The sequence below is a fragment of the Polyangium jinanense genome (assembly GCF_028435365.1).
This window is the reverse complement of the sequence record NZ_JAGTJJ010000001.1, coordinates 1126499-1145453: the sequence shown is the minus strand read 5'-3', so window position 1 is coordinate 1145453 and position 18955 is coordinate 1126499. Positions and strand designations below refer to the sequence as shown.

General features: G+C 68.9%; 11 protein-coding genes. 9 read left to right on the top strand and 2 right to left on the bottom strand.

The features are described 5' to 3' along the window. Nucleotides 1–135: 135 nt before the first annotated feature. A complete protein-coding gene (locus KEG57_RS04745; RefSeq protein ID WP_272458179.1) occupies nt 136–1233 on the bottom strand; it encodes an oxidoreductase in 1098 nt (365 codons plus the stop codon). A 214-nt stretch (nt 1234–1447) separates the two neighbouring features. Between KEG57_RS04745 and KEG57_RS04740 the strand changes: the two genes are divergently transcribed. After that, nucleotides 1448–2671 (top strand): hypothetical protein, encoded by a 1224-nt coding sequence (locus KEG57_RS04740; RefSeq protein WP_272417763.1) that lies wholly within the window; start codon nt 1448–1450, stop codon nt 2669–2671. Between the two features lie 46 nt (nt 2672–2717). After that, nucleotides 2718–6167: a VIT domain-containing protein gene (locus KEG57_RS04735; protein ID WP_272458178.1), complete on the top strand. Its 3450-nt coding sequence runs from the start codon at nt 2718–2720 to the stop codon at nt 6165–6167. Between the two features lie 12 nt (nt 6168–6179). Here the strand turns inward: KEG57_RS04735 and KEG57_RS04730 are convergent, their stop codons facing one another. Beyond that, nucleotides 6180–6959: a hypothetical protein gene (locus KEG57_RS04730; protein ID WP_272417765.1), complete on the bottom strand. Its 780-nt coding sequence runs from the start codon at nt 6957–6959 to the stop codon at nt 6180–6182. Nucleotides 6960–7481: 522 nt separating this feature from the next. Here KEG57_RS04730 and KEG57_RS04725 point away from each other — a divergent pair. From KEG57_RS04725 to KEG57_RS04695, 7 genes are all read left to right on the top strand, one after another. Then, the gene (locus KEG57_RS04725) at nt 7482–8924 is read left to right on the top strand and encodes a sigma 54-interacting transcriptional regulator (RefSeq protein ID WP_272417766.1); all 1443 of its coding nucleotides are present in this window, start codon (nt 7482–7484) and stop codon (nt 8922–8924) included. Between the two features lie 164 nt (nt 8925–9088). Then, nucleotides 9089–10531: a serine/threonine protein kinase gene (locus tag KEG57_RS04720; protein ID WP_272417767.1), complete on the top strand. Its 1443-nt coding sequence runs from the start codon at nt 9089–9091 to the stop codon at nt 10529–10531. Between the two features lie 15 nt (nt 10532–10546). Next, nucleotides 10547–11677 carry a tetratricopeptide repeat protein gene (locus KEG57_RS04715; protein WP_272417768.1) on the top strand — a complete coding sequence of 377 codons (1131 nt, stop codon included), beginning with the start codon at nt 10547–10549 and terminating at the stop codon, nt 11675–11677. A gap of 21 nt (nt 11678–11698) precedes the next feature. Then, entirely contained in the window at nt 11699–14410 is a 2712-nt protein-coding gene (locus tag KEG57_RS04710) for a MopE-related protein (protein ID WP_272417769.1), read from the top strand. 77 nt (nt 14411–14487) lie between these two features. Further along, nucleotides 14488–15051, top strand: a complete 564-nt coding sequence (locus tag KEG57_RS04705) for a hypothetical protein (RefSeq protein ID WP_272417770.1) — start codon at nt 14488–14490, stop codon at nt 15049–15051. Between the two features lie 154 nt (nt 15052–15205). Beyond that, complete coding sequence (locus tag KEG57_RS04700; protein WP_272417771.1) at nt 15206–17014, top strand: DUF3604 domain-containing protein; 1809 nt, start codon at nt 15206–15208, stop codon at nt 17012–17014. A gap of 161 nt (nt 17015–17175) precedes the next feature. Continuing rightward, nucleotides 17176–18795 carry a sensor histidine kinase gene (locus KEG57_RS04695; protein ID WP_272417772.1) on the top strand — a complete coding sequence of 540 codons (1620 nt, stop codon included), beginning with the start codon at nt 17176–17178 and terminating at the stop codon, nt 18793–18795. Nucleotides 18796–18955: the final 160 nt, after the last annotated feature.

Sequence of the window (18955 nt, the reverse complement as noted above, 5' to 3'; positions counted from 1 at the left end):
CGGTGAAGCAGGGCAGCGAACGAACGCGATCGGGGTCGGCGTGCAGCGGGGATCGCCGCGATCGGCGTCGGTTGGGTCGTCAGAGCATGCAGGACCCCTTCTTCCCCGCGCCCTCGCGAGCGTTTTTTCTCGGCGTCAGCGCGACTCGTCCGCCACAAAACCCTTCCAGCGGCGCATGTAGTCGATGAACCTCGGGCTGAGGCCACGCTCGGCGAGCTCCGCGGCGGGCATCGGAGGGCGCCTCGGCTCCCACGTCGCATCGCGCGCGCGGAGCGGCCAGTCGGGGTTCAGGATGGCGGAGCGCGCGAGCGAGACGCCGTCGGCGCCGAGGGCGAGGAGCGAGTCGGCCTCGGCGCGCGTCCAGATCTTGCCCGCGACGAAGAGCGGGACGGAGGCAGGGAGAGCGCGACGGAAGAGCGGGATGGGATGCTCGTCGGGGCGCTTCTTCGTGCTCGCAAAACTGTCCCAGAGCGAGACGCCGAGGAAGTCGATGCCGTCCTCGGCGAGCCAGCCCGCGAGCGTGAGGTTTTCGTCGAGGTCGAGGCCCTTGGCCTGGCCCCAGTCCTCGGGCGAGATGCGCACGCCGACGAGGAACGACGCAGGGACGGCGGCACGCACAGCGCGCGTGGCTTCGCGCAGGAGGCGCGCGCGGTTCTCGAAGGAGCCGCCGTAGGCGTCGTCGCGCTTGTTGCCGGTCGCGCTGAGGAACTGGCCGAAGAGGTAGCCGTGCGCGCCGTGGAGCTGGACGCCGTCGAAGCCGGCGCGGTGCGCGCGCACGGCGGCGTCGCGGAAGGCGGCGATCACGCGCTCGATGTCCTCACGCGTCGCGGCGCGGGGGTTACCGGGGTCGCCTTCGATTTCGCTCGCGCTCCAGGGGCGCTCGCCGGTGACGCTCGCGTCCGCGCGGGCGCCGCCGTGGAAGATCTGCACGATGGAGAGGGTGCCACGTTCGCGGAGCGCCGCGGCGAGGCGCGTGAGACCCGGTAGGAGCTTGTCGTCGTAGATGCCGAGCTCACCGGGCCAGCCCTGGCCGTCCCGCGTGACGTGCGCGGCGCACGTGGCGACGATGCCGAAGCCGCCCTCGGCCCGCAGGGCGAGCCAGCGGAGCTCGTCGTCGGAGAGCGTGCCATCGGCGTGGCTCTGCTGGTTCGTCATGGGCGCGAGCGCGATGCGATTGCGCGCCGTGCGGCCGTTGCGAAACGTGATCGGTTCGAAGAGGTCTTTCGAGGCCATCGTGCGGCGAAGCTAGCAGCGGCGGGAGCACGGGTCACCTTCGGTCATACAATGTCCGAGCAAAGAGCCTCGTGCATTGAAATGGGCCCGGCGATCCATTAAAGAGAGCAGACGCACCGCGGCCGGTAGAGGGACGCGGCGAGGGTGGGCCGGACACGCCGGCTGCCCGCGCCGCGCGGGCGCGCGGACGCACGCTTTTTTCCACGAGGCTCGCATGAACCTTGCTGCACAGCGCTCGCCTGCGGCGCGCTCGGGCGTGGACGATCGATTCGTCGCCGATGAATTCCTCACGCTTCGCGGCCGCGCGGTCCGATGGGAGCTCGCCGCCTGGTCAGGGGCCATCACGCAGGCGCTCGCACGGGCGCTCGCGCAGAGCCGCGAGGACAGGGTCGCGGCGCTCGCCCCGTGCTTCGAGGAGGCCACGATCGTGGCAGGGCACCTCGGCCGGCACGAGGACGCGCGCCGCGTCGCGGAGGCCGCTGTCCGGTTCTATGCGGCGATCGCCCGGCAAAAGCGATCGGCCGAGGCGCTCGCGTTCGCGGTCTCGGCGCTCGTCGGGCTCGGCGCCGCGGAGCGCGCAGCAGGTCGGCTCGACGAGGCGCTGCTACACCTCGGGCGGGTGCGTTCGCTCGGGCTCGGCGCGGAGATCGGCGCGGGGCTGCTCCGCGTGTCGCGCGCGCAATGGGAGAGCGTGCTCGCGCTGGAGCCCGCGGCGGCGCGGTCGATCGCGCTCGCGTCGGCGACGGAGACGCTCTCGGCGTTGCTCGCGGCGCGCAGGCTCGAAGACGTGGTTTCGCTGGCGCTCGTCTCGCGCCGTGGCGCGACGGATCCTCCGACGCTCGAATGGGCGCGCAAGGAGGCCGCGCTCGCCGCGCTTTGCCACCTCGGCCGCCCCGACGAGGCGCTCGCGCTCGCCGCGCGTTACACCGTGGAGGCCGGCGAAGGCGAGCGGCTCGTCTTCGAGCTGCGCCGGGCCGAGGTGCTCGCGTGTTTCGGCGACGCTGCGAAGGCGCGCGCGCTCGCCGAGGTGGTGCTCGGACAACTCGAACGCAAATGGCGCGCGCGCCCCGGCACGCTCGAAGACGTGCGGCTCGCCGCGCGTGTGGCGAGGCTCTGCGCGCTGCTCGGCGAGGCGACCTCGGCCGATTTCTGCTGGGCCGCGCTGGCCGAGGCGCTCGCGATCGGCGACGTGCCGCTGCAAGCGGAGCTGCTCGTGTCCATCGTGGAGACGGATTGGGATCAGGAGCGGCGCGAGGACGCGTCGGACCTTTTGCGCGCGGTGGCGCTCGGGTCGGGGTATCGATTGCCCGCGGCCGAGCGCCTTCTTTCGCCTGAGGACGGACCGCGCTCGTCGCGTTCGGCCGACGAGCGTGCGCCGGGCTTCACCTCGCTCGTCGCCTCGCTCTGCGCGCTCGACCCGAGCAAGCGCACGTCGTGACCCTCGAAAGCCGCGCCGATCCGTGTAGCATCGGTGTCGGCCCGCCATGACCGATCCCACGACCGACCGAATCACCCAGGGGACGATGCGCACGTCGAGCGGCGCGCCTTTGCCGCTCGAGCACACCGACGTCGAGGCCAAGATCAGCGGCCCCGTCGCGAGCGTCACGCTGAAGCAGCGCTTTCGCAACACGACGGGCGGTCCCATCGAGGCCGAATACCTCTTCCCGCTTCCGCACGAGGCGTCGGTGCACACGATGCGTTTTCGCATCGGCGCGCGCACGGTTGAGGCCGTCGTCAAAGAGAAGGAAGAAGCGAAGCGCGCCTACGAGGCTGCGCGGCGAGAGGGGCGCAGCGCGACGCTGCTCGAACAGGATCGGCCGAACCTGTTCACGTTGAGTGTCGCGAACATCCCGGACGGCGAGACGATCGAGGTCACGCTCGGTTATCAGGAGAAGCTCGCGTTCGACGAGGGGGAGTGGCGCTTCGTGTTTCCCATGGTCACGACCGAGCGTTACCACGCGAGGACGGCCGCCGACGTGCCGGACGCGGGGGCGATTCAGCCGCCGCGCCCGGCGACGGGCGAGCGGAAGGCGGACGTGAGCGTCAGCCTGGAGATCCGCCCCGGCGTGCCGATCGAGCCGCCCCGCTCGCCGTCGCACCGGATCGACCTCGAGCCCCTCGAAGGCGGCGCATTCCGGGTGAAGCTGCACGCAGCGGAGACCGTCGCGAACCGGGATTTGGTCGTTGCTTATCATGCGCAGCACGACAAGGGCGTGCGGCCGCGGGTGTATTTCGAGCGCCAGGCCGACAAGATGGGCACGTTCCTGCTCGTCGTGACGCCGCCAGTTGCGCCGATCGAGGATCTCTCGCTCGCGGAGGCTGGCCCGGCCGGCGATCACCGCACGTTCCGCTGCAACAATTGCGGCGGCGCGCTGCGGGATCCTTCGGTCGTGAAGGAATGGCCGGGCCTCGGGCCGGCGTGGAAATGCGAGTATTGCGGCGTCGTCGTGGCGGCGACGCGCGAGCTCGCCAAGGTCGGGCTCCCGCGCGACGTCGTTTTCCTCGTCGATCGATCCTGCTCGATGCGCGGGCAAAGCCTCCCGCAGGCCCGGCGCGCGGTGCGCTTGATCCTCGATCACCTCGGGCCGGGTGATCGCGCGCAGGTCTTCGCGTTCGATCACGACCGGATCGCCGCGGATCAGCAAGGAGAAAAATTCGTTCCGATCTCGAAAGAATGGGCCGAGCAGATCGACGTGTTCCTTCGAGGCATGACGTCGCGCGGCGGCACGGAGCTCGAAGAAGCCCTCGTCCGCGCCGCGAAATTGCAATCCGACAAGGGCCGGACGCGGCTCGTCGTCTTGCTGACGGACGGCGCCGTGGGCAACGAGGGCCGGATCTTTCGGCGCGCGCCGGAGATCCTCGGCAAGGAGACGCGCCTGTACGTGCTCGGCGTGGGGCCTTCGGTGAATCGTTATCTCGTCGAGCGGCTCGCGCGGGCGGGAGGAGGCGCGAGCGACGTGCTCTTGCCCGGCGAGGACGTGGAGACCGTCGTGCCGCGTTTCGCGCGCCGCGTCCGCCAGGCCGGCCCCGTGCTCACGAATTTGCGTTTGTCCTGGGACGACGCGATGCCCGTGGACGTGTATCCGCATCCGGCGCCCGAGCTCTTTGGTGGACAAACCGTGCAGCTCCTCGGGCGTTTCGCCGGATCGGGAAAGAGCAGGCTCGTGCTCACGGCCGAGCGCGCGACGGGGGAGCCGTTTCGGCAGGAGGTCGACGTGGAGCTGCCGGAGCAATCCGATCAGATCCCGGGGCTCGAACGGCTCTGGGCAAGGCTCCGGATCGACGCGCGTTTGGCTCGGCTCGCCGAGGCGCCCGGGGAGGCGGCCGAGGTGCGGATGGAGGTGCTCGCGCTCGCGCTCAAGCACAAGCTCTTGAGCCCGTACACGGCGCTCGTGGCGGAGGACAGCGAGAAACGCGTCGAGGGGCCCGCGAAGAAGGTGCAAATGGAGGCCGTGGCCTCGCACGAGGACGCGTTCGTGGAGGAGGCAGAAGACGAACCGGTCGCGGAAGGCGCCGGGGGGTTCGGCGAAAAAATGGCGAAGGGGGGCGGGGCAAGGCGGGAGAGAGGGGGCGGCGGCGCGATGGATATGCTTTCCGCCCGCTCGATCTCCTTCGAGGACGAGCTCGACGACGGCGCCGAGGAGCATTCGAGGAGCACGCGCGCCGGCACGATGGGAAGGTCTGCGCCCGTCGCCGCGGCGGCGCGCCCGGCGATAGCCGTGCCCCCCGCGCCGGGAGCGCCTCGGTCGCGAGGATCGTTTGGCGCGCCACCCGGGGCCAAGTCTCCGCCGCCGCCCTCCTCGGCGTCGGTGTTCGATGCCGAATCGGTCGAAGCGCCCAAGCGCGGCGGAGGGTTTTTCTCGAAGGTAAAGGATGCCCTGGGGATCGGCGGAAAAGAAGAGGCGCCGCCCCCGGCGCCGGCCATGGACTTCATGCCGATGGAGGATGAGCCGGCTCCGGCCGGTCGGGCGCAGCAAGGCCGGTCGCAAGGCGCGCCGCCGTTGCAATCGAGCGATTCCGAGGCCTATTCGCCCGAGATGATCGCCCGCGTGGCGAGCGCCGGGGTCGGCGAGCTCGATCTCGTGTTCCTCGTCGACGAGACGGGCAGCATGGGCGAATACATCGAGGAGGTGAAGCGCAGGCTCGTCGAGATCATCGACGCCCTCCGGCGCGCCCCGCTTTGCCGCAGCCTGCGCCTCGGCCTCGTGAGTTATCGCGACCATCCTCCGCAGGATCGCTCTTTCGCGAGCCGCGTCGTGCCCCTCACCGACGATATCGCGTCGATCAAGAAGGGAGTCGAGCGCATGCAGGCCTCGGGCGGCGGCGATGGCCCCGAATCGGTGACGGACGGGCTGTACGACCTCGTACGGCTCGATTGGCGGCCCCGCGCGGCGCGTGTCGTCGTCTGGGTCGGCGACGCGCCCCCGCACGGCGTAGAGCCCTCGGGCGACGCCTTCCCCCAGGGCTGCCCCTGCGGGCACCACTGGTATGCGCAGGCCGAGAACGCCCGCGAGATGGGCATCGTCATTCACGCCGTCGGCTGCCTGCCCACGCTGCGCCAATACGTGGGCGCCGAGGACGTGTTCAAAACGGTGGCGCGGACGGCCCGCGGCCTTTACTTGCCGCTCGAACGCGCGAACCTCTTGATCCCCATCATCACCGGCGTCGCCGAGACCGAGCTCGACAAGCAACGCATCGAGGAGCACATCGCCGAGGTGCTCGCGAAATACGAAAACGTGCTCGTCCCGGCCGATCAGGAGGAGCGCGTCCGTTTCGTGACCGACGTCCTCCGCCAGGGAAACGTGCGCCCGCGCGGCCTCGTCTACGACCCTTCCAAATCCGGCCCCTCGCCGCTCCGCTTCCGCGACATCACGTCCGCCGACGTGGAGGAAGGAATCGAGCGGCTCCGCAGGGTCGCCCGGACCTCCCTGTAAAACTCATTCCTCTCAATGGCAGAGCTCGGGCTGCGAGCTCCGCGGACTCGAGGGCCGCTCGCCCGTGATCGCGCGGGCGCTCGCCTGCGCGGCTTGCACGCATTCGCGCAAAAAATGCCGGTAGATGTCGAGCGCGCCCGCGCCGATCTCCGCGAGCTGCTCGGCGGACTCGGGCATTCCGTCGAGGATCGTCTCCAGCGTCGAGCCATAAAGCGCCGCGCGCTCCACGCCGACCGACGCGCGCTTGCGCAGCCACGTGAGCCGCTCGGCCATGTCCACGCCGAGCACCCGCTGGGACTGGATCAGGAGCCCGATGGAGAGCGCGCTCGTGATGCGCTCGATCTCGTACTGGATCGCCGCATACCCGAGGGGAAGGTCTGCCCCGAGGACCTCCTCGTTCAGCACACGATAGGCCCGCATGACCACGGTCGGGCGCTCGGCGAGCATGGCGACGTCGATCGAGATGCCGCATCGCATGGCGATGATCTGGGCGACGGCGCGCGCGTCGCGCAGGACGAGCGAGGCGCGGACGTCTTCCTCCGCCGCGTGCTCCCGGAACGACTGGGCGACGGCGTGGAGCCCGAGCTTTTCGCATTGCTCGGCGGCGCGCCGCGACCAGCGCGCCGTTGGCTGCGTGAGGTAGGGCGTCCGGGCGAACCATTCGAGCAAAAAGCACTCGACCAGGACGGGGGATGCGTCCGCCGCCAGGATCTCCCCGAGGACGTGATCATTCTCGACCTCCGCACGGAGAGAAAGGACACGTGGCTCGTAGAGGGTCTTCAAGCTGTTCATAGGAATGCCTCGTACGGATGAATTTGCATTCGCCATGCCACGAGCGAAAAAGGCCGGGAAACTGAAACCGTCACGGGATTGTCGAGCCGATTCTGCTCGATTGGCGCTTCGAGGGCCCTCGTTCGCGCGAGATCGTACTGACGCGCGTGCCCTACGGTGATGCTTCGCCGCATCAGGGATGCGACGCAGGCTCCCCATCGCGGCGCACCTCCGCACCCGAGGTTGTTTCGTATATGTTCACACATCAAACTTGACTGTTGACAAGGAAACGTTTTTCGTGTGGAGGGCCCGTCAGGTGTTCGTGTCGCCTGGACGGAGTGAGCGGGGACGCCGGGAAAAAGGAAGCAAGTTCACCGAGACCACGCCCGACCGCCGCTTCGCGAGGTCACACACGGCGCGCGGTCACCTCGGGGGTGGTTCGAAGCGAACACGCAGGCGCATGGTGGCTTGCGTTTCGGGTCGTGCTCGACCTACGGTTCCGCGAGCGGTGCTGTCCATCGGAACGAAGGGAACGACGAGAACGTGAAGGGGCGCCTCGAGCTCGCAGTCTTCGCCGCGGGCGGCGTCACCCGTCACCCCCTGCCCGCCGAGGGGAAGGTGATCCTGGGCCGCGCCGAGGAGAGCGACATCCGGATCGACGACGGCTCGGTCTCGCGCCGTCACGCGCAGATCTACCTCGGGCCACCCTTGCGCATCGAGGACCTCGGCAGCGCGAACGGAACCACGGTGCGTCGCGAGAAGGGCGCAGGCGGAACGGTGCGCCTGCTCGACACGCGCGTCGAACCCGGGAAACTCGTGGAGTTCGGCGTCGGCGATGCCATCAACCTCGGCTCGACGATCCTCGTCGTTCGCAAGGTCGACGACGAAGAGCCCGAGGTGCGCGGTGACGGTTCGCCGAGCAGCTACGTCATCCGCGACGAGGCGATGAAGCGCCTCTACGCGCTCGCCGAGCGCGTCGCCGAAGGTCCGATCAGCGTGCTCTTGCTCGGCGAAACCGGCTCCGGCAAGGAGGTCCTCGCCGAGACGATCCACCGCAAGTCGCCGCGCGCGTCGGGGCCGTTTTTGCGCTTGAACTGCGCCGCGCTGAGCGAGTCGCTCCTCGAGAGCGAGCTCTTCGGTCACGAGAAGGGCGCGTTCACGAACGCGGTGCGCTCGAAGCCGGGCCTCTTCGAGACCGCGGAGAAAGGCACGGTTTTCCTCGACGAGGTCGGCGAGCTGCCGCTCGGCATCCAGGTGAAGCTCTTGCGTGTGCTCGAGGACCGCCAGGTGATGCGCGTCGGCGGGCTTGCGCCGCGCCCCATCGACGTGCGCTTCGTTTCCGCGACGAACCGCGACCTCGCGAGCGAGGTGCAGAAGGGCACGTTCCGCCAGGACCTGTACTTCCGGCTCAACGGCATCGCGCTCTCGATCCCTCCCTTGCGCGAGCGTCGCTCGGAGATCGAGCCCCTCGCGCGGACGTTCGCGGGGCGCGCGGCGGCCTCGATCGGCAGGAGCCCGCCGGAGATCACGCGCGAGGCGCTCGCGGCGATGACGAGCTACGACTGGCCGGGCAACGTGCGCGAGCTGCGCAACGCCATCGAGCGCGCCGTCGTGCTCTGCGAGGGCGTGATCCGGCCCGAGGACCTCGTGCTGGAAGGGCGCGTGCAAGGCACGGCTTCTTCGCCGCGGAACGTGCCGCTCACGGGCACCGTCCCGCTCACCCCGATGATGGAGCCGCTGCTGCCGTCGTTCACGGTCGCCGCCGACGATGCGACGTCGCAGCTGCGCGGCAGCGTCGTCGACACGAGCTCGTCGGGCAGCTTGCGCGAGGAGCTCGGCTCGCTCGAGCGTCAGCGCATGATCGACGCGCTCGAAAAATGCGCGGGCAACCAGACTGCGGCCGCGGCGATGCTCGGAATGCCTCGACGTACGTTCGTCTCGAAGCTCTCGGCCTACAACATCCCTCGGCCGCGGAAGAAGGGCTAGAGCGCCGAACCGTTCGGGTTTGACCGTAGGGGCGTAGTAGCTCGGCGAGCCGAGTCACGCCCCATACCCCCCGAGGGGTGTCGGGATCCGGATCGCGCACGAAACGTACGATCTTGGTCCCCCGCGCCCGAACTCTGGCATAATGGGGAATAATCGAGGAACGCATGGGCGCGCCGAGCGTGGTCTTTCTCCCGACTGGAACGCTATTTCACGAGCGTTATCGTGTCCTTCGGGGCATCAAGGCGGGCGCGATGGGCGCGGTGCACGAGGCGCGCGACGAGCGCACCCACGGCCTGTGCGCGCTCAAGGTGATGCTGCCCGGCGTACTCGAAGACGCGGTGCTGCGGGATCGCTTCGCCCAGGAGGCGCGGATCACCGGCGAAATCCGGAGCGATCACGTCGTGCGCGTGACCGACGCGGGCATCGATCAAGCGACGAGCATGCCGTTCCTCGTGATGGAGCTGCTCCACGGCGAGGAGGTCGGCGCGATGCTGAAGAAGCGCGGCCACATCCCGATCGACGAGGCGCTCGTCTACCTCGGGCAGGTCGCGTTTGCGCTCGACAAGGCCCACGCCGGGGGCATCGTCCACCGGGATCTGAAGCCGGGCAACCTCTTCATCGCGGAGCGCGACGACGGCACGCCGTGCGTGAAGATCCTCGATTTCGGCATCGCGAAGATCGTCTCCGAAGGGACGAACTCGAACATGACGCAGGCCGTCGGAACGCCGACGTACATGGCCCCCGAGCAGATCGCCGGCAGGAGCAACCAGATCGGGCCCGCGACGGACATCCACGCGCTCGGCCACATCACCTACACGATGCTCACGGGCGAGGCGTACTGGCAGGAAGAGGCGCGCGAGCACGGCGTCTACGCGCTCATCCGCCGCGTCGTCGACGGGCCGGAGGAGATGCCGACGGCGCGCGCGCTTCGCCGTCGCGGCATGGTCTTGCCGCCCTGGTTCGACGGCTGGTTCGCCCGCGCGACGGCGATCCACCCCGAGGATCGTTTCCAGCGCGCGACGGAGGCGATCGCGGAGCTGCGGGATCAGTATGCGGAGTCGGGGCCGGATTCGTTCCGGATGAACTTGACGATCCCGCTCGTGCGGCGCTCCGAAGGGCCGGAGCGGCCGCTCGAAGAGGCGTCGACGACGCGCGCGTCGGTGGCCTTGATTCAGGCCTCGACGCCGCCTGCGCCGCCGCCTGCGCGGTCGCGCTGGGCGACGGCCGTGCTCGTCGCGCTCGTTTGTAGCGTTCTCACCCTCGTAGGTGGGCTCGGGGTGCAGGCGCTCGTCGGCGCGGCGCCGCTCTCGGTCGCGCGCGCGGGGTTGCCCGATACCGTGCCGCTTCCGCCGATCGCGGCGGGCGAGGTGCCGCGCACCGAGCTCGCGAATCCCGCGCCCGAGGCCTCCGCCGAGGCGATCGACATCGAGCCTGCCCCGGCGGCCGGGACGCCTGCGGCTGCGCAGACGGCTGCCTTGTCCGGAAAAACCGGATCGATTGGGCAACCTGTACGCCCGGCTTCCACCGGGGCACAACCTCCGTCCACGAAGAGCACGGGGACGAAGTCGACCCGCAAGCCCTACGAGCCTCCGACCTCGATCGATTAGGAGACCGCTTTGCCCATGATGAGCGGAAAACCCAGCGCGTGGATCGTTCGTTCGTTCGTCGCGCTCGGGGGTATCCTCGTCGCGTCGGGCGCGCGCGCGGCAGACCCGGCCGACGAGGCCCGGGCGAATACGCTGTTCCAGGAGGCGCGCGCGGCGTTCATCGCGGAGGATTACGCGACGGCGTGCCCGAAATACGAGGAGGTCGTCAAGCTGCGCCCGGGCCTCGGCGCGCGTATCGGTCTCGGCGATTGTTACCGGAAAATGGGCCGGCTCGCGCGGGCGTGGGAGACGTACCGGGGCATCGTGGACGACGCGGCGCGCATCGCTTCGACGTCGAAGGGTTTTACCGAGAAGTCGACGGCCCAGAAGCGCGGGAGCGAGGCGAAATCGCGAATGGGCGAGATCGAGCCGCGGCTCGGCTGGATCACGGTTTCCGTGCCCGAGGCGGTCCTCGCGCTCCCGAATCTCGTGGTCACGCTGGACGGCGTCCCGCTCGCGCGGGAGGTGTTCGGCACGCGCCTGCCAGCCGAGCGTGGCGAGCATGTGGTCGACGCCAGCGCGCCCGGGAAAAAGTCCTGGGAAAAGAGCCTGGCCATTGCCGAGGGCGCGGAGCTCACGGTTGCGGTGCAAGCGCTCGAGGATGAGGCCGCGCCGAAGCCCGAGCCGAAATCGTCCCCGCAGACGATGGGGCAGGAGTCGCCCAAGGGGACGAATCCGGCGACGACCGCAAATCCGGCGATGATGCAGGGCCCCTCCGGACCGCTCGGGCCCCGCGAGCCGGACCGCATTCCGGAAGCGCCGACGGAGAGCTTTTTCAGCACCCAGCGCATCGTCGGCCTCGGCCTCGGCATCGCGGGGCTCGGGGCAGGCGCCGTCGGCACGTATTTCGGGCTCCGCACGATGCAAAAACGCGACGAGAGCGAGGTGGACGGGCATTGCGCCGGCAACACCTGCAACGAGTTCGGCTACGACGCGCGCAAGGATGCTTATCAGTCGGGAAACCTTTCCACGGGGCTTTTCGTCGCGGGCGGCGTCGCGTTTGCCGGCGGCCTCGCCCTCTTCTTGACCGCGCCGAAGCGCACGAAGACGCAGACGACGTCGCTCATTGTGGGTCCTTCTTCTTTGTACTGGACGGGGCAGTTCTAGCGCCCGAAAGGGAACTCGGTCATGCGGCGTGCATTGGTGCTTGGGCTCGTGCTCGTGGGGATTGGGGCGGGGGCCGTCGGGTGCAATGCAGCCCTCGGGGTCGACGATCCGGTGCTCGTGCAGACGGGGCCTGGTGGGACGGGCAGCGGCGGCCAGGGCGGCGTCGGAGGCCAGGGCGGGAGCGGCGGGGCGGAGTGCACGGCCGTGGAGACGGCCTGCGACGGGATCGACGACGATTGCAATGGAACGATCGACGACCTGCCGCTCGCGAGCTGCGGGGACGGCGTCTGCCGTGTGACCGTGGAGGCGTGCGTGGACGGCATGCCCGTGCCGTGCGTGCCCGGCTCGCCCTCGCAAGACGAGCTCTGCGACGACGACAACGACGGCATCGACGACAACTGCAATGGCCAGGTCGACGAGGGCTGCCCCTGCAAGGTCGGCGAGACGCAGGCCTGTTACACCGGCTCGCCGGACACGCGGAACATCGGCGCGTGCAAGGACGGCTCGCAGACGTGCATCGCGGAGAACACGTGGGGGCCCTGCGAGGGCGACACGCTCCCGTCGCTCGAGACCTGCAATGCGGTCGACGACGATTGCGACAACCTCGTCGACGACGGCTTCCCGGAGATCGTCTGCGGCGAGGGCGCTTGCCAGGTGACCGTGTCCACCTGCAATCCGGCCGGCGGCGATCCGCCCGAATGTACGCCGAAGGACCCGGTCGAGGAGACCTGCAACGGCCTGGATGACGATTGTAACGGCGTCGTCGACAACGGCGATCCGGGCGGCGGCGGGGCGTGTATGTCGGGGGTGCCGGGGCAATGTGCCACGGGGACATACCATTGTGATGGCGGCGCGCTCAACTGCATCCCCGACGCGAAGCCCACGATGGAGACCTGCAACGGCGTCGACGACGATTGCGACGGCACGACGGACGAGGACAACCCCGGCGGCGGCATCGACTGCCCGACGGGCCAGATGGGCGAGTGCGGGTTCGGCAAGACGAAATGCTTCGTGGGCTCCTTGATCTGCGCCGCGCCGCCCCCGGTGGACGAGATCTGCGACGGCAAGGACAACGACTGCGACGGCGAGGTCGACACGCACGGCGTCGACGCCGACAAGCCGTGCACGACGGGCATGCCGGGCGAATGCTCGCCGGGCAAGACCCTCTGCGTGGCGGGCGAGCTCCAGTGCAAGCCTTCGATGTTGCCCCAAATGGAGTATTGCGACGGCAAGGACAACGACTGCGACGGGACGACCGACGAGGGCAACCCGAACGGCGGCGCGGCCTGCACGCTTTCCTTCAACAAGGGCGTGTGCGCGGCGGGGACCGAGACGTGTGTGGGCGGCATCGTCACCTGCGTGCAGAACGTGCAGCCGTCGGCCGAGACGTGCGACGGCCTCGACAACGATTGCGACGGCGACGTGGACGAGAGCCTCGCCTGCGGCACCTGCGGCTCGTCGACGATCGCCTCGGGGAGCTGCACGAGCTTCGCGATCCCCGCGCAAAACCCGCTCACGACGAATTGCGAGCAGGTCTTCCCCCCGGCGTCGAGCATCCAGAACTCGATCGCGGAGACGGCCGTCAAGTATTACGTCAATGCCGCGGGCGGCAATGACAACAACGACGGCAAGAGCCCCGCGAAGGCCTGGGCGACGCTCTGCAAGGCCGTGGCGATGGCGCCCGCGGGCAGCACGATCCTCGTCGCGCAGGGCGGCTACGCGTCGACCTCGGTCATCGTGGCCAAGGAGCTCACGATCAAGGGCGGATTCAGCTCTTCGTTCGCGAACTGGAACCCGGACACGTACACCACCGCGTTTTACGGGCAGCTCACGCTCGACCACAACAAGGCGGTCTGGGGCGGCTTCCGGATGCACGCGTCGCCCACGAGCTCGCTCACGCAGCACAACCTTCGTGCCGGCACGTTCGTGCGCAATTACGTGGAGACGCTGTTCAGCGGCGGCGCCACGACCTCGGCGGCCCTCGGCGCGACGGCCTGCCCGGGAAGCACGTCGACGCTCTTCGGCAATGACGTGTATGCCCGCTCCACCACCTCGACGACGCACGCGGCCATCCAGTTCGGCAACCAGCGCGGCACGACGATCCTCGATTCGAACCGCGTCTGCGTCGAGGGCAAGAGCAACGGCGCCACGACGTATGCCATCAACGGATCCGGCCCGAGCACGGCCAACGTGGCCTCCCTGATCGCCCGGAACAACGTGCTCGAAGCGGCGAGCAACAATGCCTACCTCGTCAATTTCCTGGGCAGCAACGGCGGCGTCGATTTCAACCTGATCTTCACGAACAACACGATGTTCGCTCGCACGTACGGCGTCTGGGGCACCGCGGCGACGAGCGGCAAGATGCGCTGGCGGTTGACGAACAACATCCTGTTCAGCATCACGGGCGGCAGCACGGCGGTGAACCTCGGCGCAGGCGCGGGCGTCTCGCTCGACTCCGCGGAGGGCAACCTCGTCTTCGGGTTCAACAACAACCTCTTCAGCGCGCCCGTCCCCCTGGCCTCGTCCGGCAACGACACGACGAACACGCCCACGGTGACGAGCGTCTTCATCAATGCGACGGGCGGCGATCTCCGGCTGAAGACCGGCGGCCAGGGCGACGGTACCGGGAAAAACGTCTACAACCAGGCCACGTACGGTACGGTCACGACGGACATCCTGCAATCGGCGCGGCCCCAGGCGGGGGTCTGGGATCGCGGGGCGTTCATGAATTGAGGGCCAGGCCTCGGGGAACGGCGCGGTTGGTGCGCCCGGCCTCTTGCGACGCGCCGCGGATCGAGGCTCAATGAGGCATGCACAAGCCGCTCCCCGGAGCGCGCATGGACCGCCGTGTCGCGCTCCAGAACCTCGTCCTCGCGGTCGCAGCAGCCGTCGTCACGAGCTGCGACAACATCGATAACTTCGAAGTGGACGTCGGCGCCAAAGCGACGATCCCCGCTGGCACCGTCCTCGACGAGCTGCTCGGCGTCCTCGCGTTCAACGAATTTCAGAGCATCAATCTCACGCAGGAGCTCGACAACCAGGGCGTCACGAAGGACGACGTCGATTCGGTACGCATGATCTCGCTCTCGCTCGTCATCGATGGGCCTGCGGGGGCGAACTTCGATTTTCTCGAATCGCTCGCATTCTACGCGGAGACCGAGGGACAACCCAAGGTGCTCGTCGCCGAGCTCGATCCCGTCCCGAAGGGGCAGACGTCCCTCGATCTCGTCGTGTCCGGCGCCGAGCTGAAACCGTACGTCGTCGCGCCCTCGATGAAGCTCACGACCACGACGAAGGGCAAGCGCCCGCCGGAGGAGACGATGGTCACGGCCGCGGCGGTGCTCGACGTCGACGTCACCGTGCCCGGTTGCTGAGCTTGACGACGGCGCCGAGCACGTTTTCCATGGCCTGGTGAGGATCGTCGGGCTCGCTCTTTTTCTTCCCCTCCTCTTCGACGGATGCGCGGAGGCGCCTTCCCCCGCGGCGCCCCCACGCGTGCCGCGGCCGCGCGCTCCTTGCGCGGAGCGCGTGCCCACACGCGTCCCGCTCTATGGCGATCTTCACGTCCACACGGCATTTTCTTTCGACGCACGCTCCTACGACACCGTGGTCACGCCGGCCGACGCGTATCGCTTTGCGCGCGGCGAGGCGATCCACCTGCCGCCGCTCGACGCGTCGGGCAAGGGCACGCGCGAGGCGCGGATCGACAGGCCGCTCGATTTCGTGGCCGTCACCGACCACGGCGAGTTCCTCGGCGAGATGTACCATTGCACCACGCCCACCTCGCCCAAGTACGACACGTTCACCTGCCAGACGTACCGCGAGGAGGTCGGGCAGGGCGCCTCCACGTTCGCCGTGCGCCTCTCCCAGGCAAACCCGATGCGCGTGGCCGAGCTCTGCGGCGAGGGCAAGGACTGCGAGGCGGCGGCGCGGGAGCGCTGGCAGGCCATGCAGGACGCGGCCGAGGCGGCCTATGATCGCACCGCGTCCTGCTCCTTCACCACGTTCGTCGGGTACGAATACACGAACACGTTCGGGATCTCGAACCTGCACCGGAACGTGATCTTCGTGAACGACATCGTGCCGGACCTGCCGGTCACCTATTTCGAGGCCCCGACGCCGCTCGACCTCTGGACGCTTTTACGCGACGGATGCAGAAGCGCCGAGAACGGCTGCGACGTGCTCGTGTTGCCGCACAACTCGAACCTCTCGAACGGCCGGCTCTTCGACCCCACGTACCCCGGCGGCGCGACGATCGAGGAGGAGGCCTCGCGCGCGGAGCTCCGGGCGGAGATGGAGCCCGTCGCCGAGATCTTTCAGCACAAAGGATCGAGCGAGTGCCGCAATGGCTTCCTCGACGTCGAGGCCGACGTCGATCCGCTCTGCGACTTCGAGGAGCTCCGGCCGGACGACGACGAGCAATGCGGGGACAAACCCGGCTCGGGCGGCATGCGCCTCTGGGGCTGCACGCACCGGCACGATTTTCTCCGGTATGTCCTGAAAACCGGCCTCCTCGAGGCCGAGCGGCTCGGGACGAACCCCTTTCAATTCGGCCTCATCGGCTCGACCGACACCCACAACGGCACGCCGGGCAACACCTCCAGCGTGGGGTTTCCCGGGCACGTCGGGCTCGTCGATGATACCCCGGACAAACGCCTCGGCGCCGGCACGGAGACGCACGACGGCGTCATCAACAACCCCGGCGGCCTCGCGGGGGTCTGGGCCGAGGAGAACTCGCGCGAGTCGATCTTCGAGGCGATCCGCCGCCGCGAGACCTTCGCCACGAGCGGCCCCCGCATTCCGATCCGCTTCTTCGGCGGCTTCGGCTACGACGCGGGCCTCTGCGGGCGTCCCGAGCGGCTCGAAGAGGCCTACGCGGCTGGCATCCCGATGGGCGGGATGCTCGGGGCGTCGTCGGGATCGGAGCCGACGTTTTTCGTGCAGGCGAGCGCCGATCCCGGCACGGCGAGCTGGCCGGGTCGGCCGCTCGAGCGGCTCCAGATCATCAAAGGTTACGTGCGCGAAGGAAAGGTGTACGAGAAGGTCTATGACGTCGCGGGCACGGCCGCCGCGGAGCCCTCCGTGGATACCTCGACCTGCGAGGTGCTGGCCGAGGGCGCGGAGGAGCTCTGCGTGGTCTGGACGGACCCCGATTTCGATCCGAAGGAGCGCGCGTTCTATTATGCCCGCGCCCTCGAGGTGCCGAGCTGCCGCTACAGCACGTACGAATGCAACGAACTCGATCCGGCCTCGGCGCCCGCGGCGTGCGCCGATGCGTCCCTCCCGAAGACGGTGCAGCACCGCGCCTGGAGCTCGCCGATCTGGTACGGGCCGTGAAGGCCGCCCGCCTGTCAGTCCCGGGCGGCGGTCGCGGGCCCTCGACAACGTCCGCCGTTGCGCCTACGAACTTTCCGGAGTCGTGCGCGCCCGACTCGTATCGAAACGAGAGGAGGCCGGAATGGAGCAGAACGAGGGCCAATGGGTAGCGCGAGGAGCCCATGACGGAACACGCCTTCTCCAGCATTCATGACTTTACCGCGGAGGCCGTCCTTCTCCTCCGCAGCGCCCTCGATGTGCTCGACGAGGCGATCATCATGGCGGATCAGACCGGCCGGATCGTCGCGTGGAACAAGACGGCGGCGCGCCTCATCGGTCTGCCCGTCGACGCCTCGCCCGAGGCGTGGAACGAGGCCTTTGGCATTTTCCTGCCGGACGAACGGACGCCTTGCCCCGCCGAGGCCGTCCCGCTGTGGCGAGCGCTCCAGGGCGAACGCGTGGACGACGTCGAGCTTTACGTGAAGAACCCGCGTATGCCGCAGGGGGTTCACGTCTTCGTCTCCGCGCGGCCCATTCCGGGCGAGCAAGGGCGCGTCCGCGGGGGCATCGTGGTCTTCCAGGACGCGACGTTCCCCAGGCTCGCGCAGGTCGCGCGGAGGCATGGCGAGACGCGCCTGCGCGCGATCGTCGCCAACACGCCGAACGTCGCGATCGAGGGGTACGACATGCAAGGCCGGGTTCTCTACTGGAATCGCGCGGCCGAGCGTCTCTTCGGCTGGTCCGAGGAGGAGGTCGTGGGCAAGACGCTCGACGGCATGATGCTGGATACGCCCTCGACGCAGAAGTTCGTGGAGACGCTCGAGGAGATCGCGCGCACGGGGAAACCGAACGGGCCCAATGAATGGTCGTGCCATCGCAAGGATGGCAGCGAGGTCTGGGTCTACTCGACGATCTTTGCGATCCCAACGATCGCGGGGGCCTGCGAGTTCGTCTGCATGGACGTGGACGTGACGCCGCTCAAGCTCGCCGAAGACCGGATCCGCGAGCAGGCGAAGCAGATGGAGGCGCAGGCCATCGGCAACGCGAACCTTTTTCACGAGGCGCTGCAGGCGATCTCGGCGCGCGACGACTTTCTCGCCGTCGCCTCGCACGAGCTCCGCACGCCGCTCACGCCGCTCAAGCTGCAGCTCGAGCGCCTCGTGCGCGACGCGCGCGCGGGCGTCTCGCAGGAGCGCATGGCGCCAGCGCTCGAAGTGGCCTATCGGCAGGTCGGACGGCTTGCGGCGCTCATCGATCGCCTGCTCGACGTCTCGCGCATCACGGCCGGCAAGCTCGATCTCTGCCTCGACGAGGTCGATCTTTGCGCGCTCGTGCACGATGTCGTCACGCGCTTCGGGCGCGAGGCCGAGGACGCCGGGTGTCTCGTCGCGTTCCACCATGACAAACCTATCTGGGGCACGTGGGATCGGCTGCGGATCGAGCAGGTGGTCACGAACCTCCTCGGCAATGCGCTCAAGTACGGCCGCGGCAAGCCGATCGAGATCGAGCTCGAGGCGGACGAGGGCACGGCGCGCCTCACGGTCCGCGACCACGGCGTCGGCATTGCGCCCGAGGATCAGGGCAAGATCTTCGAGCGATTCGAGCGCGCCGTCTCCAACCAGTCTTTCGGCGGCCTCGGGCTCGGGCTGTGGATCGTGCGACAGATCGTGGAAACGCACGGCGGGACCGTGCGGGTGGAGAGCGCGCCGGGCGTGGGCTCCACGTTCCGGGTGGAGCTGCCGCGGCGGGGGAAATCGCTCGACGAATCGCACGGCACGATTTCGATTGCCCCGGGGACGTGATCGCTGTTGCCAGCGGCGCGCCGGGGAGCGATCCTCGCGCGCATGCAGAAGCTCGCGCTCGCCTCCTTTGCCTCCTTCGCTCTTTTTGCCCTTGCTTGCAGCTCGCCTTCGGGCGGGGGAAGTTCGCAGGGTTCGGGCTCGGGGGGCGGTGGCGGTGGCT